Origin of the sequence: Actinomycetospora flava, assembly GCF_037400335.1 — a bacterium.
GTDB classification, from domain to species: Bacteria; Actinomycetota; Actinomycetes; order Mycobacteriales; family Pseudonocardiaceae; genus Actinomycetospora; species Actinomycetospora flava.
Genome location: NZ_JBBEGM010000013.1, coordinates 13,847 through 28,868, shown reverse-complemented (window position 1 = coordinate 28,868; position 15,022 = coordinate 13,847). Strand labels below are relative to the sequence as shown.

Below are 15,022 nucleotides of genomic sequence, written 5' to 3'. Positions count from 1 at the left end.
GCTATCCGGTCCGCCGGCCGACGAACCGGGCGAGTGCGGGGGCCACGAGCAGCATCAGCAGCACCCGCAGCACCTGGACCGCGACGACGGAGGTGACGTCGGCGCCCGAGGAGATCGCGGTGGCCAGGACCGCGTAGACGCCGCCCGGGGTCGTCGCGAGGTAGCCCTCGAGCGGCGTCATGCCGGTGGCCCACGAGAGCACCAGGCCCAGCCCCGCGCAGATCGCGATGACGGCGAGGATCAGGCCCGTCGCCAGGGGCAGGACGCGCGCGACCGTGACCAACGCCTGGCGCGTGAACTTCAGGCCCGCCTGCCAGCCGATCGCGGCGTAGGCGAGGTCGACGAGCAGGGTCGGCACGCTCGCACCGACCACCAGGCCGGACATGCTCACCGCCGCGGCCAGCACCATCGGGCCGAGCAGCGCTCCGGCGGGCACGTGCAGCGCCCGGGCGATCGGGGCCCCGACGACCCCGCACCCGATCAGCACGAGGACGCCGACCCACCAGGGTGCCGTCGGGCCGGCGGCCTCCGGGGCGCTCGCGCCGACGTGCGAGGCGCCGTAGCCGACGACGGCGACCACCGGCATCGTCGCCGTCACCAGGCCGACGCGGACGTACTGCACGACGGAGACGATCCGCTCGTCGCCGCCGAGGTCGGCGCTGATCGCCACCAGCCCGGAGGCACCGCCCGCGGTCTGCGCGAGCATGCCCGTCAGCGGCGACACCCCGCGCTGCACGCCCATCACCAGGCCCGCGCCCATGCTCACGAGCAGGGTGGCGACGCTGATCAGCAGGATCGGGAGCCATTCCGCGGCGACGGCGGCGAGCGTCTCGGGCCGGGCGAGCAACCCGATCACCACGCCGATGACGGCCTGCGCGGAGCTCGTCGCCCAGCGCGGGACCGCCGACGGCCCGAGGCCCGCGAGCGCGAGAACGGTCGCCACCGCGAGGCCCGCGAACAGCGCGGCCGACGGGACGGCGAGCGCCGCGAACCCGAGGGTCGCGACGACGGTCAGCGCCGCCAGCAGGGCCCACCGGGCGCCGGCCCACCCCACGATGCGCTCTGCCACCGGGCGCGAGCCTAGGCGTCACCCGTCGCGACGTCGGCGCGCGACGGCAGGAACGCGGCGAACGCCACGCCGGGCACGGTCACGGCGGCGATCGCGAGGAGGCCGGCGACCGGGACGGCGATGAGCGGCTCCACGAGCAGCACGAGCACCACCCCGCCGAGGTGCCGGCGAGGAGCAGCAGCGCGGTCGTGATGGCGGCGTCGCCCTCGCCGGCGCGGGCCTCCGACCAGTCGAGGGCGACCGGCAGCCCGGCGAGCAGGAAGAACCCCGCGACCGCGAGGACGACGGCCGTCACCACGCGGCCCGGCCCGGCCGCGATCACGGCGAACGCCGCGATCACCGTGAGGGGCGTCAGGAGCAGGACGGTGCGACGCCGGTCGTGGCGGGCGGCGACCCCGGGGACGATCGCCGCGCCCGCGATGCCGGCGACGGTCATCAGCGCGATGAGGGGGCCGCCCGCGTCGGGCAGCCCGAGACCGCCGAGGAGCACGTCGAGCCAGGTGGCGGTCGCGTTGAAGACCCCGACCCCGACGAAGAGCAGGCTGGCGAGAGCCGGGGGAGATTCGCTCACGTGTTCGAACGGTGGCCGAGCGGCACGCCCAGCACGTCCGGAATCCCGATGATCATGTCGAGCGCGCCTCTCGTCGAGGCGAGGCGAGGCGAGGCGGTGCCGGCGGTCGGGCGAGCGCCGAGCGAGCGCGTGGCGATACGGACGTTCAGTGTCAGCGACGCCACGCCGCTGACATGGGGAAGGGTCGGTTCTGACGAAATGACATAATGTCGATTATCGGATCAGGCTGGTGAAGCGGAGACCGTGGAGCGGCTCCGGGTCGTGGCGACCGCCAGTGCCACCGCGCCCGCCGTGAGCGCCAGGGACCGCACCAGGTTCGCGTCCAGCAGGCTGTCGATGGTCGCCGCCGACTGGCCGATGCGGTCGAGCCGGTCGTGCATCGGGATCGCCCACGCGACCGTCGACACGAGCGACACCAGCCCGCTCGCGGCGACGACGGCGGCGAGGCGCCGCGGGACGTCCGGCGGGCGCGTCCACGGGAACGCCGCGCACGCCAGGAAGGTCGCGAAGCCCGGCACGATCACCACCAGCGGGATCGCCTGGTTGTACTGCGCGTGGTACGCGAGGAAGTCCTCGGCCGGCACTGCCCCGAACAGCGGGTACGACACGAGCTGCGCCTGCCAGCCGACGCCCGTCGAGTACGCCGTCAGGGCCGTGAGCGCGACGAGGTGCGGCCGGTGCCAGCCGGTCCGGGCGCCGACTCCCCTGATGATCCGGGTGCGGATGGTCGTGGTGCTCATGCGGGTCTCCGTGGTGTCGAGATATTCGATAGAGTGAGACTAACTCGATTTGGGCAGGAGTCAAACGAAATGGTCGAACGTCGCCGCTACGACGCCTCGGGGCGCGAGCGCCAGGCCGCCGAGACCCGCCGGCACGTCGCGCTCACGGCGGTCGAGCAGTTCGTCGCGCAGGGGTACGCGACCACCACGGTCGCCTCGGTGGCGAAGGCGGCGGGGGTGTCCGCGCAGACGGTCTACAACGGCTTCGGGACGAAGTCCGCCCTGCTCAAGGAGGGGTACGACCTCGTCATGGCGGGCGACGGCGAGGCGATCCCGCTGGCCGAGCGCCCCGAGGTGCGCGCCCTGTACGCCGACCCCGACCCCGCCGCGTTCCTGCGCGGCTACGCCCGGCTGGGCCGATCCCTGCTCGATCGCCTCGGCCCGCTCGCGATGCAGATCGCCGCCGGGGCGCTCGCCGGCGACCCGGACCTCGTGGAGCTGCGGGCGACCACCGACCGGGAGCGCCTCGTCGGCACCGGGATGGTCGTGGGGCGGCTGGTCGAGCTCGGCGCCCTGTCCCCCGGGCTCGACGAGGACGCGGCCCGCGACCGCCTGTGGACTCTCAACAGCACCGAGGTCTGGCACCTGCTCACCGCGACGCGGGGCTGGACCGGCGAGCAGTACGAGGACTGGATCGGCGACGCCATGGTCGCGGCCGTGCTGCCCCCGGAACGCCGCTGATCCCGCACTGATCGAGATCCGCTCATCGGTGCGGACCGACCGGTGACGGCGTGTCGACGGCGCGGAAACGTTGAATGGCACACGACCGATCGGCCGCCCGGCGGATAGTCGTGCCGCCGACCGCGCGCCTCCTTCCGTCCTCGCACCCGATCGAGCACGGTGAGGTCACGACCGGGTCGCACACCGCGACTTTCATGTTCGCTCTGTGACGACCCGATCCCGATCAAGCCGGGCACGCTCGGGGGGAACCGTGAGGACAGGACCAGGACATCGGTGGGGGCGCCGGTGACCGAGGAATCCGACGAGATCGACCGGCTGGTCACCGCCGTCGTGGCGGGCGACCGGGCGGCGCTCAACCAGCTGCTCGCGATCCTGCGCCCCCTCGTCGTGCGCTACTGCCGCTCCCGGCTGGGCACCGACCGCGCCGGCGTCGCCGCCGACGACGTCGCCCAGGAGGTCTGCCTGGCGGTGCTCAAGTCGCTGCCGACCTACACCGACCAGGGCAAGCCGTTCCTGGCGTTCGTCTACGGCATCGCCGCGCACAAGGTCGTCGACGCCCACCGCCACGCCGGCCGCGACCGCTCCGACCCCACCGACGAGGTGCCCGAGGGCTTCACCGACGCCGTCGGCCCCGAGCAGCACGCCCTCGAGTCGTCGGCGAGTGCCGAGATGCGCGAGCTGCTCGCCCAGCTGCCCGCCAAGCAGCGCGAGATCCTCGTGCTGCGCGTCGTCGTCGGGCTCTCCGCCGAGGAGACCGCGGTCGCCGTCGGCTCGACGCCCGGCGCGGTGCGGGTCGCCCAGCACCGCGCCGTCGCCAAGCTGCGGGGTGTCATGACCGGGGCCGACGACGACCGCGGCCCCGACGACACCCCGCCGCGCGGCCTGTTCAGTACACGGGCCGGAGCGGGAACCCGGAGCGGGCGTCGGGGCCGAGCTTGACCCCCAGCACCTGGTGGAGCTGGATGTTGTTGAGGTCGAAGCCCACCTGGCACGCCGGCATGTAGAGCCGCCACACCCGGGCGCGCCCCTCGCCGGCCTCGGCGACGCACTCGTCCCAGTGCGCCTCGAGGTTGGCGCTCCACCCGGCGAGCGTCTTCGCGTAGTGCTCGCGCAGGTTCTCCTCGTGCCGGATCTCGAAGCCGGCGGCGTTCATCCGCGAGACGAGCCAGCCGATCGGCAGGAGCTCGCCGTCGGGGAAGACGTACCGGTCGATGAACGGGTCGGCGTGGGCCCGGTGGTGCGCGTCGGGCCGGGTGATGCAGTGGTTGAGCAGCCGCCCGCCGGTGCGCAGCTTGCCGTAGAGGAAGCGGAAGTAGCCCGGGATGTTGCGGCGCCCGATGTGCTCGGTGAGCCCGATCGAGCTGACCGCGTCGAACCCGCCCTCGGTGACGTCGCGGTAGTCGCCGTGCCGGATCTCGACGAGGTCGCCGAGCCCGCGGCGCGCGACCTCCTTCTGCGCCCAGTTCGCCTGGTCGCGCGAGAGCGTGACGCCCAGCGCGCGCACCCCGTGGTGCTCGGCCGCGTGCATCGCCATCTGGCCCCAGCCGCAGCCGACGTCGAGCAGCCGCATCCCGGGCTCGAGGCGCAGCTTCTCGGCCACGAGCGCGTGCTTGGTGAACTGCGCTTCCTCGAGCGTCGCCGTCTCCGACGGGTAGACCGCGCAGGTGTAGGCCATCGACGGGCCCAGCACCATCTCGTAGAAGCGGTTCGACACGTCGTAGTGGTGCTCGATCGCGTCGGAGTCGCGGTCCTTGGAGTGCCGCTTGCCGTGCTGGCGGTGCTCCTCGGGCGGCGGGGCGAGGCGGTGCTTGAAGCGCAGCGGCGCCAGGCGCGCGGCCATCCGCACGAGCGTGGCCGGCGTGACGTCGGAGACGGTCAGCTCGCCCATCGCCGTGAGCGCCTCGTAGATGTCGCCCTCGACGTCCAGGTGCCCGGACACGTAGGCGCGCGCGAGGCCCAGGGTGTTGGGCGAGCCCGCGAGGTAGGCGAGCGCGGTCTCGCTGCGCACGTCGACCGTGGCGACGGGTGGGGCCCCCGGCGGAGCGGAACTGCTCCCGTCGTAGGCGCGGATGGCGACTGGGGCCTGCTCCCCCAGCACCGGTCGGAACATCTCGGCGACCTGCACGACGATCCTCCTCAGCCCGTCACGGTCTTGGTGTAGAGGTCGGGGAGGCGGCCGTCCGGGTCGTAGCGAGCCTTGAGCTCCCGGTAGGTCGTCCCCCCGTACAGCGCGTCGAACTCGTCGGGCGTGTAGCTGGACGTCGAGTACAGCGACTTGTGCCCGTCGAGCCCCATGAGCACCTGCTCGATGCGCCGGTTGTGGTGGTCGGGCGCCATGCCCGGGGACAGCGGGGCGTCCGACCAGAACCCGACGTTGACGTAGGTCGTGTCGGGGTCCAGGGGATAGAGCGGCCAGCTGCGCCGATCCGGAGTCTGCGCAGCTCCGCTGCGCTGCGTGCGTCGGGCCTGCAGCGGGCACAGCCAGACCGGGCTGATCCCGATCTCGTCGTGGAAGAACGCGAGGAACTCCGGCAGCCGGTCCACCGGCACCTCGACGTCCTGGATGATCGGCTCGGTGCCCGCGTGGCCCTCCCGGCGCGCGAGCACCTGCGAGAGGCCGACGCGGCGGTCGAGCGCCACGATGCGGCGGTAGACGTCCGAGCGCCGGTAGCGCGCGGGCCACAGGCGGCGCACCACCGGCTGCTGCACGCCCAGGGCGCGCGAGCACCAGAACCAGTCGGTGTCCCAGCGCCACAGGTAGTCGTGGATCGTCAGGAAGTCGACCTGTCGCTGCTGGATCGACCGGTAGTAGATCTGCTGGCCGGTGTAGTTGGAGAGGTACGGCGCGGTGTCGACCATCTCGCCGACGGTCATGTAGTGCTCGCGCGCGGAGAAGACGACACCGTCGCAGAAGTCGACGCGCTCGCCGGCCCACTCGTGGGTCTTCGCGACCTCGGCCAGCGCCTGCGTGATCTCCTCGGCCGTGTCGAACCGGACGTGGCGCAGGCGCACGAACGGCGCCACCGGCGCGAGCTCGATGCGCAGGCGCAGCGCGTAGCCGAGCGTCCCGTAGGAGTTGGGCAGGCCGGCGAGCAGGTCCGGGTGCTCGCCGCCCGCGGAGCCTGCGGAGCCGGGCGTGACGGCACGAGTCGAGAGGATCTCCCCGGTGCCGGTGAGCACGTCCGCCTCGAGCACCGACTCGTGCGGCAGGCCGTCGCGGAACGACGAGGACTCGATGCCGAGCCCGACCACCGCTCCCCCGAGGGTGATCGTCTTCAGCTGGGGCACGACCAGCGGCATCAGCCCGTGCGGCAGGGTCGCCGCCACGAGGTCCTCGTAGGTCGTCATGCCCGCGACGTCGGCGGTGCGCGCCACGGGGTCGACGGCGAGCACGCGGTCGAGGCCCTCGACCGTCAGCCCGCCCGCGCCGCCGCGGAAGCGGAACAGGTTGGAGGTCTTCTTGCGCAGCCGGACCGGGGCGTCCGCGGGCAGCGCCGCGAGCCCGTCCCGTACCGCGTCCACCGCCGCCCGGTGCGCGACCTCGGCGTCCGTCATCTGGGTGCTCCCTCCCGGATCACGGCCGAGCGTATGCCCGCCGTGAGCCCGAGAGCACCGGATCTCAGCTGTTCTGTGCGCCACCCGAGCGGACGCTCGACGCACCGTGGCCGGTGTGCCACCCGGCGTGTCGACACGGCGTGGCGCGCTGTCACTCCGTGGGAGTGCCTCCCGTGACAGCAGCGAGCACCCGCGCCAGCGACTCGTCGGCCAGCGCGGCCATCTCCGCGTCGGTGCGGTCCTGAATCGGGTGCGCGACGTAGACGGCGGGCACGGACGCGAAGCCCAGCGCGCGGGCCTGGGCGTCGGTGGCGGTCACGAACTCCGTCGACGCGACGAAGGTGGCGGTGACGCCGTCGGCCTCGAGGGCGGCGAGGTCGTGCACACTGCACGACGTGCACGAACCTCAATCGGCGAGGGCCTCGATCACCACGTCGCACTCGGCGGCGATCTCGGCCCGCAGGTCCGCGGGCATCGGTTTCGTGAACGTCGGCTTCGCGTAGCGGCGCACCGTCGCCCCGTGCTCGCCGAGGAGGGACGCGAGCCGGTCGAGGTAGACCTCGCCGCGGGGCTTGGAGATGTCGAGCAGCCCGACGGTGCGCCCGGCGAGGTCGTCGGGGCGGGGGCCGACGGTGCGCGACGCGGGACGGGACTCGTCGGTGGGGTCCAGGACGGTGACCATTCAGGCCTCCTCGATCAGGCGGGTGACGGGTGTGCTGCCGCCGGGGCCGCCGACCCAGCCGCCGACGACGGCGGAGAACTTGCCCGCTCCCCCGCCGGCGACCGCGGTCATCAGCCCGCCGGGGCGGAACTTGTGGCGCGGGCGGCTGGGCGCGGGCAGGCCCTCCTCGATGCCGTCGGCGCCGCGGGCGAGCTCCTCGGGCGGCAGCAGGAGCAGGTCGTCGAGCGCGGCGGTGAACCGCGCGCGGTCCCACCCGGCCTCGGCGAACACCGCGACGTGCTCCGGCGAGAGCACGAGCACCGCGTCGAAGCCGCCCGTCAGCTTGGGGTGCGCCACGCCGCGCAGCGCGCCGGCCAGCGTGCGCGCCAGCGAGTCGGGTGTCCGCGAGATCTGGTCGACGATCCCGCGGGCGCCCTCGGCGGCGAACACCGTGACCGCCGACGCGCCGGCCGGCACGCCGCGGGAGACCGACAGCGGCTCCCAGGGCGAGCCGTCCTCGTCCTCGGCGAAGCAGAGCCCCACCTTGCCGGGCTGCCCGAGCGTCGCCCGGTCGACCTCGCCGGGCCGCCCGCCGCCGACGTTGCGGATCACCAGCTGCAGCGCGCGCCCGATCGTCGAGTTCGCGCGCGTCCCCTGCCCGAGCGCGTTGCCCCCGGCGTTGACCCCGATCCGGCGGGCGATCGGCCCGTGCACGAGCACCGCCGGGGCCGCGCCCCAGGTGGTGGCGAGCAGGCCGTGCGCGTTGAACTCCGTGCTGCACGCGGCCTCGACGGCGGCGAGCACGACCGGGAGGTACTCGGGCCGGCAGCCCGCGAGGACGGCGTTGATCGCGACCTTCTCGACGGTGGCGGGCACGAGGTTCGGCGGGACGACCGCCACGACCTCGTCCGGCGCCCGGGTGGTGCCCGCGAGCATCCGCAGCACCCGCGGCGGGGTCGGCGCGACCACCGGCAGACCGTCGGTCCAGCCGCGGTCGTAGAGCGCCTCGGCCTCGTCCTCGAGCCCGGCGAGCTCGACGCGGCGGGCGGCGAGCTCGTGGCCGCGGGCACGCACGAGCATCTCGTCGGCCACCGCGGGGTCGTGGGTCCGCGACCCGCAGCCCGGCTTCCACTCCGGCAGCTCCGCGCCCAGGTCGGCGACCCCGGCGAGCTCGCGCCAGCGCTCGCGGTCCCACCCCTCGGTGCGCGCGGTCTCCCGGCCGCCCTCGCGGCGCAGGAGGGTCGGGACGACGTCGATGCCCAGCGCGACGCTGGCGTCGAGCGCGGTGTCGTCGCGGACCGCGACGCCCGGCGGGAACGCGGGGTCGTCCTGGCTGAACACCGTGGCGTCGAGGACGTCGAGGACCGGCGCGACCAGCCGGCACGTCGGGCAGTCCTGCTTGAGCACCACCACGAGACCGTCGTCCGGGATGCCCACGCCCGGCACGGTACCGAGATCGGGCGCACCGTTGTCGAGAATCGCGCGCCGGTTCCGTCCCCGGGATGCACGTACCGCGCCGACCTCAGGGAGCACCCCGATGCGCCAGCTCGTCGTCACCGTCATCGCCACGCTGGACGGCTTCGTCGCCGGCCCCGGCGGCGACGTGATGGTCATGCCCTTCGACGAGGGCTTCAACGACTACGCCGGCGAGCGCATCCGCGCCGCCGGCACCCTGCTCGCCGGCCGCACCACCTACGAGGACTTCCGGTCGTACTGGCCGGGCGTCGCCGACGACCCGTCGCACGACGCGGTGGAGCGCGACATCTCCCGCGTGCACAACACCCTCGAGAAGGTCGTCGTCTCCGATTCGCTGGTGATCGAGCCCGGTTCGACGTGGGCCGACATCACCCGGGTCGTCCCCCGCGCCGACGCGGCCGACACGGTGCAGGAGCTCAAGGCCGGCGACGGCGGCGAGATCCTCGTCTTCGGCAGCGTCACCACCTGGAACCCGCTGCTCCTCGCGGGGATCGTCGACGAGCTGCACGTGCTGGTCGGACCGGCCCTGCTGGGCAGCGGGGTGCCGCTCCTGGCCGAGCCGACGCGGGTGCCGCTGCGCCTGCTCGAGGCCCGGCGGGTCGAGGACTCGTCGCTGGTGCTGCACCGCTACGACGCGCGGGGCTTGCGTTCCGGTTGACCCTCCGTGCACCATCCACTTGGATGGTGGAGGGAGGGTCACGTGGTCGGTGAGCCGGGAACCGAGAAGATCACGATCAACATCGGTCCCGTCGACCTCGGTCGGATCGACCTCCTGGTCCAGGAGGGGCACTTCACCAACCGCACCGACTTCATCCGCACCGCCGTCCGCAACCAGCTCGCCGCGAGCGGGCCCGCGATCGAGCACACGGTCGCGCGCCGCACGCTCGTGCTCGGCACCCAGCACTTCTCCCGGCGTGATCTCGAGGCACTGCGCGACGCCGGCGAGCAGGTGCACGTCCGGGTGCTCGGCCTGGCCACCATCGCCGACGACGTCCCCGTCGAGCTGGCGACGGCCACGATCGCGTCGATCGAGGTGCTCGGCGCGTTCCGCGCGAGCCGCGCGGTGAAGGCCGCGCTGGGTCCGCGCATCGTCTGACGACCCGCTCCCCCGTCCCTTTGGAGGACGCCATGTTCCGCAGGATGACCGAGGCCACCCGCCTGGTGCGCGAGGGCCGCCTGCTCGACGCGACGGCCCGGATCCAGGAGCGCCTCGGCGGCGGCGTGCCCGGCACGTCGTCCGCGGCGTCGTCGCCGGGCTCCCGGGCCGGCGGCACCGTGACCCGCGGCTCGGCGGCCGGCCTGGCCTACCGCCTCCACGTCCCGCGCGGGCTGCCCGCCGGGGCGCCGCTGCTGGTGATGCTGCACGGCGGCACGCAGGACGCCGACGGCTTCGCCGCGTGCACCGGCATGGACGCGGCGGCCGAGCGCGCGGGCGTCGCCGTCGTCTACCCGGAGCAGTCGCGGTCGGCGAACGCCATGGGCTACTGGAACTGGTTCCGCCCCGGTGACCAGGCCCGCGACGCCGGGGAGCCGGCGATGATCGCCGCGATCACCCGGACCGTGGCGGCGCAGCTGCGCACCGATCCGGCGCGGGTGGCCGTCGCCGGGTTCTCCGCCGGGGCGGCGATGGCGGCGGTCATGGCCGCGGCGTACCCCGACCTCTACTGCGGGGCCGGCGTGCACTCCGGCCTGCCCTACCGGGCGGCCGGCGACGTGGCCTCGGCGTTCGCGGCGATGTCGTCCCCGCCCGGCGCGGTCGCCGACGCCGGCCCGGTGCCGCTCGTGGTCGTGCACGGCGACGCCGACCGCACCGTGGCGCCCGGCAACGGCGAGGCGGTGCTGCGCTCGGCGCTGGTCGGCGCCGAGCCCGGCCGGCTCGACCGGACCACCGGGCGCGCACCCGGCGGGCGCGACTGGACGCGCGAGCGGTTCAGCGAGCCGGGCGGGCGCGTGCTCGCGGAGTCGTGGACCGTGCACGGCCTGGGCCACGCGTGGTCCGGGGGACCCGGCGGGGTCCAGTACGCCGACCCGTCCGGCCCGGACGCCTCGACCGCGATGCTCGCGTTCTTCGGCTTCACCGCCGACCGTGTCGGGGTGCACCCCGGCGCCGCGGTCGGGTAGACCTGCGGGGTGCCCGACCTCTCCGAGTACAACGCGAAGCGCGACCCCGCGCGGACGCCGGAGCCGTTCGGGGAGGTCGATGGCGCCGCTCCGACCGGCGACCGCTTCGTGGTCCAGGAGCACCACGCCCGCCGGCTGCACTACGACGTGCGCTTCGAGCGCGACGGCGTGCTCGTGTGCTGGGCGGTGCCGAAGGGGCTGCCGGACAGACCGGGTGCGCCGCGCCTCGCGGTCCACACCGAGGACCACCCGCTGGAGTACCTGGAGTTCCACGGCGAGATCCCCGCCGGCGAGTACGGCGGCGGCTCGATGACGATCTGGGACTCCGGGCACTACGAGGTCGAGAAGTGGTCGGACCGCGAGGTCGCCGTGACGCTGCACGGCGAGCGGGTCGACGGCCGCTTCGTCTTCTTCAAGGCCGAGAGCGGCGACCACGACGCGAAGGACTGGCTCGTCCAGCGCCGGAAGTCCGACGCCCCGACCCCGGCGCGGGACAAGTCGGCCCAGTCGCCGCGGGTCGCGGTGGGCGGGCGCAGCCTGCGGCTGTCGAACCTCGACAAGGAGCTCTACCCCGACGTGCCCAAGGCGTCGGTGATCGACTACTACGCCCGCGTCGCCGACACCCTGCTCCCCCACCTCGCCGGCCGCCCTCTGACGCTGCGCCGCTTCCCCGACGGCATCGCGGCGCCGTGGTTCTACGAGAAGAACGCGGGCGCCAAGGCCCCGGACTGGATGCGCAGCGTCACCGTGCCGACCCCGGGCAGCAGCCGGGGCACGACGACGGCGAACTTCATCGTGGTCGAGGAGCTCGCGACGCTCGTGTACCTGGCCAACCTCGCGGTGCTCGAGCTCCACGTCCCGCAGTGGCGGGTGGACGCCGACGACGTCGTGCAGACGCCCGACGAGCTGGTGTTCGACCTCGACCCGGGCGAGGGCACCACCGTCGTCGACTGCGCGCGCATCGCCCAGCGGGTGCGCGACGTGCTGGTCGCCGACGGCCTCGAGCCCTGCCCGAAGACCAGCGGCAGCAAGGGCATGCAGGTCAGCGCCGCGGTCCGCGTCGACGACCCGGGCCGCACGTCGGCGTACGCGAAGGGCGTCGCCGAGCTGCTGGCCCGCGAGACCCCGCGGTCCGTCACCTCGGTCATGGCCAAGGAGCGGCGCCGCGGGAAGATCTTCGTGGACTGGAGCCAGAACAACACCGCGAAGACCACCGTCGCCCCGTACTCGCTGCGCGCGCGGGCCGCGAACGGCGCTCCCACCGTGTCGACCCCGCTGACCTGGGACGAGGTGGAGGCCGCGCAGGAGGTCCGGGAGCTGACCTTCTCCCCCGCCGACGTGCTCGCCCGGATCGAGGCCGACGGGGACCTCTACGCCGCGGCGCTGGGCGAGGGCATCACGCGCCCCGACCTGCCCGGGGCGCCGGCGGCGGGCTGAGGGCTCCGGCGCGACCGGCACGCTCCGCATGATCGTCGTGCCCCGGGACCTGTCCGAGGTGCGTGTCGCCTGGTGAGGCGTCGCCGGTGTCGCTGCGACCGGCACGTTCCTCATGCTCGTAGCGTCCCGGGACCTGCGGGAGGTGCCCCTCGCCGCGGGATCGCAAGAGCGTCAGGAGGGTCGCCGCCGGCACAGCCGCGACGGCATCGTCGAGAGATCGATCCGGCGAGCGACCGACGGTCAGCTAGCCGACCAGCCCGTTGACGACCCGTCCGGCGCCACGGGCGACGCCACGGGCGACGCCGCCGACGGTGTCGGTGAGACCGCCGACCAGACCGTTGCCGCCGCGCCGGTTCGACCCCTCGGAGCCCCCGGAGCCCCCGGAACCCGAGCCGCCCGAGCCACCCGCCGAACCCCCCGAGCCGGAACCGCCGCCGGAGGAGCCGCCGCTCGACCCCCCGGAGCCGCCGCCCGAGTCGTCGTCATCGTCGCCCCGCGTCGTGGGGGTCTGGCTGCCCTCGTCCTCGTCGTCGTCCGCGGTCGAGGTGCCCGACGTCGGGCGCGAGGTGGTGGTGCGCGTGGTCTCGTCGTCGTCGCGGGCGAGGGCGCGCGGGGTGACGGTGACGGTGCGGGGCGGCTGGGCGAGGGCGACGGTCGGGTCGTCCATCGGCGGGAGCACGGAGGCGTCGGCGGGCACGCCGGGAGCGGCGCTCGGGTCCTCGGTGCCCGGGGCGGGGCGCTGCGTCGACGGCAGCCCCTGGCCCGGCAGGTCGCCCGGCGCGACGACCGGGAACGTGCCGACGCGCGGGAGGGCGGTGTTCTCGCCGTCGTTGGCGAGCGTCGAGATCGCGGCGGGGACGACGGCAGCGGCAGCGGCGACGGACGCGGCGGCCAGGCCCCAGCCCCGCAGACGACCGCCGGTGCTCGCGCCGGCCGCGGCGGCAGCGGCCCCGCGACGGCGACGGTGACGGCCCGGGTCGGCGACCGGCGCGGAGGGCGCCAGCTCGGTCGGCGACTCCTCGAGGCCGCGGCGCGCCCAGGTCGGGAGCTCGTCGGGGACCTCGCCCGACGACCACCACGAGGGCTCACCCCCCGGCCCCTTGGGCATCTGCGCTCCCCTCAGCCCAGTGTGATCGCCGAGGCTACTGCACGTGCATGGGAGCCCCCAAGGTGGCCCGCCGATTCCCCGAAACGTGCGAAGGCTCACGGCTGTGTGCATCAGTGTGGGCGCCGGTCCCGCGGACCGGGCAGACTCGGGGCCCGTGACCCGGGCCCACCACCCGAACAGCCCGCACCCGTACCTCGCCGGCCGGACACCTCGTGCGTTCGCGCACCGCGGCTGGCACATCGGTGACCTCGACGGGCTGGAGAACTCGCTCGCCGCGTTCCGCCGGGCGGTCGAGGAGGGCTACACGCACCTCGAGACCGACGTGCACGCGACCGCGGACGGTGTCCTCGTCGTGCACCACGACGCGACGCTGCGCCGGGTGGCCGGTCACCCGGGCGTCCTGCGCACCATGCCGTGGGCGGACCTGGCCGGGGTGCGCCTGCGTGGGAAGGAGCCGCTCCCCCGCCTCGAGGAGGTCCTCGAGGCGCTCCCCGGGACCTTCTTCAACGTCGACCTCAAGGCGCCGGGCACGCTCGAGCCGATGCTGCGGCTGCTCGAGCGCGACGACGTCGCCCAGCGGGTGGCCGTGGCGAGCATGGACGAGGCGCGGCTGCAGGCGGTGCGCGCACGGTTCGGCGACCGCGTGGTCACCGGGATCGCGACGCGCTCGGCGGTGCGCCTGCGGGCGCGGGCGTCCTCGCCGTCGTCGTTGCGCCGGCCGCTGCAGCGGGCCCTGCGGGTCCGCGGGGACCTCGCGCAGCTGCCCGTGCGGTTCGGCTCGCTGTCGGTCGTCGACCCCGCGCTCATCGCCGCGGCGCACGAGCTCGGGATCGAGGTCCACGTGTGGACGGTCGACCGCACCTCCGAGATGCACCGCCTGCTCGACCTCGGCGTGGACGGGCTCATGACCGATCGTCCCGACCTGCTGCGCGACGTCCTCGTCACCCGTGGGGTGTGGACCGCGCCGGCCTGAGCAACCGGCCGGGCACAACGGGCGTCGTGTGGGTGTTGTAGGAGGCGGGTATTCAGCCCGCGTGCGCCCGGACCGGTGAGTCGGGTCACGGATGGGATGAACGGCGCCCGCCGCGGGAACGAACAGCGGTGGTCCGGCGTTGAGCACCCCGTGCCCGGCGCCGCGCGTCTCGGGTGCACTCGCAGTCGAGGAAAGGACACCATCATGGCCGACCGCGTCCTCCGTGGTAGCCGTCTCGGGGCCGTCAGCTACGAGACCGACCGCGACCACGACCTCGCCCCCCGCCGTTCCTTCGCCTACCGCTGCCCCAAGGGCCACGACTTCGAGGTGCCGTTCTCGGACGACGCCGAGGCGCCGGTGACCTGGGAGTGCCGCCTGCACGGCGACGAGGGCAAGCGCATCGACGGCACCGAGCCCGAGCAGAAAAAGGCCAAGCCGCCGCGTACCCACTGGGACATGCTGCTCGAGCGCCGCTCCGTGCCGGAGCTGGAGGAACTGCTCGACGAGCGCCTGGGGCTGCTCAAGGAGCGCCGCTCCGAGAGCGCCTGAGTCCGCTGCACCGAGGGCCGTCCCGCATCGCCGGGGCGGCCC

At 74.4% G+C, this 15,022-nt stretch carries 17 protein-coding genes; 8 read left to right on the top strand and 9 right to left on the bottom strand.

Annotated features, from left to right (window positions below; all coding sequences use genetic code 11):
• Position 1 precedes the first annotated feature (1 nt).
• The 4 genes from WCD58_RS25960 to WCD58_RS25945 form a co-directional block, all read right to left on the bottom strand.
• The gene (locus tag WCD58_RS25960; protein ID WP_337705997.1) at positions 2-1,069 is read right to left on the bottom strand and encodes an AbrB family transcriptional regulator; all 1,068 of its coding nucleotides are present in this window, start codon (positions 1,067-1,069) and stop codon (positions 2-4) included.
• A 79-nt stretch (positions 1,070-1,148) separates the two neighbouring features.
• Positions 1,149-1,640, bottom strand: coding sequence for a hypothetical protein (locus tag WCD58_RS25955; protein ID WP_337705996.1), 492 nt, complete (start codon positions 1,638-1,640; stop codon positions 1,149-1,151).
• Positions 1,637-1,804 carry a hypothetical protein gene (locus WCD58_RS25950; RefSeq protein ID WP_337705995.1) on the bottom strand — a complete coding sequence of 56 codons (168 nt, stop codon included), beginning with the start codon at positions 1,802-1,804 and terminating at the stop codon, positions 1,637-1,639. Before WCD58_RS25950 ends, WCD58_RS25955 begins: the two co-directional genes overlap by 4 nt.
• A gap of 57 nt (positions 1,805-1,861) precedes the next feature.
• Positions 1,862-2,380 (bottom strand): hypothetical protein, encoded by a 519-nt coding sequence (locus WCD58_RS25945; RefSeq protein ID WP_337705994.1) that lies wholly within the window; start codon positions 2,378-2,380, stop codon positions 1,862-1,864.
• Between the two features lie 69 nt (positions 2,381-2,449).
• Here WCD58_RS25945 and WCD58_RS25940 point away from each other — a divergent pair, with 69 nt between their 5' ends.
• Positions 2,450-3,100, top strand: a complete 651-nt coding sequence (locus WCD58_RS25940) for a TetR/AcrR family transcriptional regulator (RefSeq protein ID WP_337705993.1) — start codon at positions 2,450-2,452, stop codon at positions 3,098-3,100.
• Between the two features lie 285 nt (positions 3,101-3,385).
• On the top strand, positions 3,386-4,039 hold the full coding sequence (locus WCD58_RS25935; RefSeq protein ID WP_337705992.1) for a sigma-70 family RNA polymerase sigma factor: 654 nt from the start codon (positions 3,386-3,388) through the stop codon (positions 4,037-4,039).
• On the opposite strand, the gene WCD58_RS25930 is transcribed toward WCD58_RS25935, so the two are convergent.
• The 4 genes from WCD58_RS25930 to WCD58_RS25915 form a co-directional block, all read right to left on the bottom strand.
• Entirely contained in the window at positions 3,987-5,225 is a 1,239-nt protein-coding gene (locus WCD58_RS25930; protein WP_373696285.1) for a class I SAM-dependent methyltransferase, read from the bottom strand. The genes WCD58_RS25935 and WCD58_RS25930 overlap by 53 nt on opposite strands.
• 11 nt (positions 5,226-5,236) lie before the next feature.
• Positions 5,237-6,655, bottom strand: coding sequence for an FAD-binding oxidoreductase (locus tag WCD58_RS25925; RefSeq protein WP_337705991.1), 1,419 nt, complete (start codon positions 6,653-6,655; stop codon positions 5,237-5,239).
• Between the two features lie 151 nt (positions 6,656-6,806).
• Positions 6,807-7,337 carry a UGSC family (seleno)protein gene (locus tag WCD58_RS25920; protein ID WP_337705990.1) on the bottom strand — a complete coding sequence of 177 codons (531 nt, stop codon included), beginning with the start codon at positions 7,335-7,337 and terminating at the stop codon, positions 6,807-6,809.
• Positions 7,338-8,753 (bottom strand): thioredoxin family protein, encoded by a 1,416-nt coding sequence (locus WCD58_RS25915; RefSeq protein WP_337705989.1) that lies wholly within the window; start codon positions 8,751-8,753, stop codon positions 7,338-7,340. It lies immediately after the preceding gene.
• A 100-nt stretch (positions 8,754-8,853) separates the two neighbouring features.
• On the opposite strand from WCD58_RS25915, the gene WCD58_RS25910 reads away from it, so the two are divergent.
• Genes WCD58_RS25910 through ligD form a run of 4 tightly spaced genes read left to right on the top strand, consistent with a single transcriptional unit; the run spans position 8,854 to position 12,350 of the window.
• Positions 8,854-9,450, top strand: coding sequence for a dihydrofolate reductase family protein (locus tag WCD58_RS25910; protein WP_337705988.1), 597 nt, complete (start codon positions 8,854-8,856; stop codon positions 9,448-9,450).
• A 42-nt stretch (positions 9,451-9,492) separates the two neighbouring features.
• Positions 9,493-9,888, top strand: coding sequence for a ribbon-helix-helix domain-containing protein (locus WCD58_RS25905; protein ID WP_337705987.1), 396 nt, complete (start codon positions 9,493-9,495; stop codon positions 9,886-9,888).
• A 44-nt stretch (positions 9,889-9,932) separates the two neighbouring features.
• Entirely contained in the window at positions 9,933-10,913 is a 981-nt protein-coding gene (locus WCD58_RS25900; protein WP_337705986.1) for an extracellular catalytic domain type 1 short-chain-length polyhydroxyalkanoate depolymerase, read from the top strand.
• A 9-nt stretch (positions 10,914-10,922) separates the two neighbouring features.
• A complete protein-coding gene (ligD, locus tag WCD58_RS25895) occupies positions 10,923-12,350 on the top strand; it encodes a non-homologous end-joining DNA ligase (RefSeq protein ID WP_337705984.1) in 1,428 nt (475 codons plus the stop codon).
• Between the two features lie 244 nt (positions 12,351-12,594).
• Here the strand turns inward: ligD and WCD58_RS25890 are convergent, their stop codons facing one another.
• Positions 12,595-13,458, bottom strand: coding sequence for a hypothetical protein (locus WCD58_RS25890; RefSeq protein WP_337705983.1), 864 nt, complete (start codon positions 13,456-13,458; stop codon positions 12,595-12,597).
• Positions 13,459-13,612: 154 nt separating this feature from the next.
• Here WCD58_RS25890 and WCD58_RS25885 point away from each other — a divergent pair, with 154 nt between their 5' ends.
• A complete protein-coding gene (locus WCD58_RS25885) occupies positions 13,613-14,431 on the top strand; it encodes a glycerophosphodiester phosphodiesterase family protein (protein ID WP_337705982.1) in 819 nt (272 codons plus the stop codon).
• Positions 14,432-14,635: 204 nt separating this feature from the next.
• The gene (locus WCD58_RS25880; RefSeq protein ID WP_133828683.1) at positions 14,636-14,980 is read left to right on the top strand and encodes an RNA polymerase-binding protein RbpA; all 345 of its coding nucleotides are present in this window, start codon (positions 14,636-14,638) and stop codon (positions 14,978-14,980) included.
• The last annotated feature ends 42 nt before the right edge of the window (positions 14,981-15,022 follow it).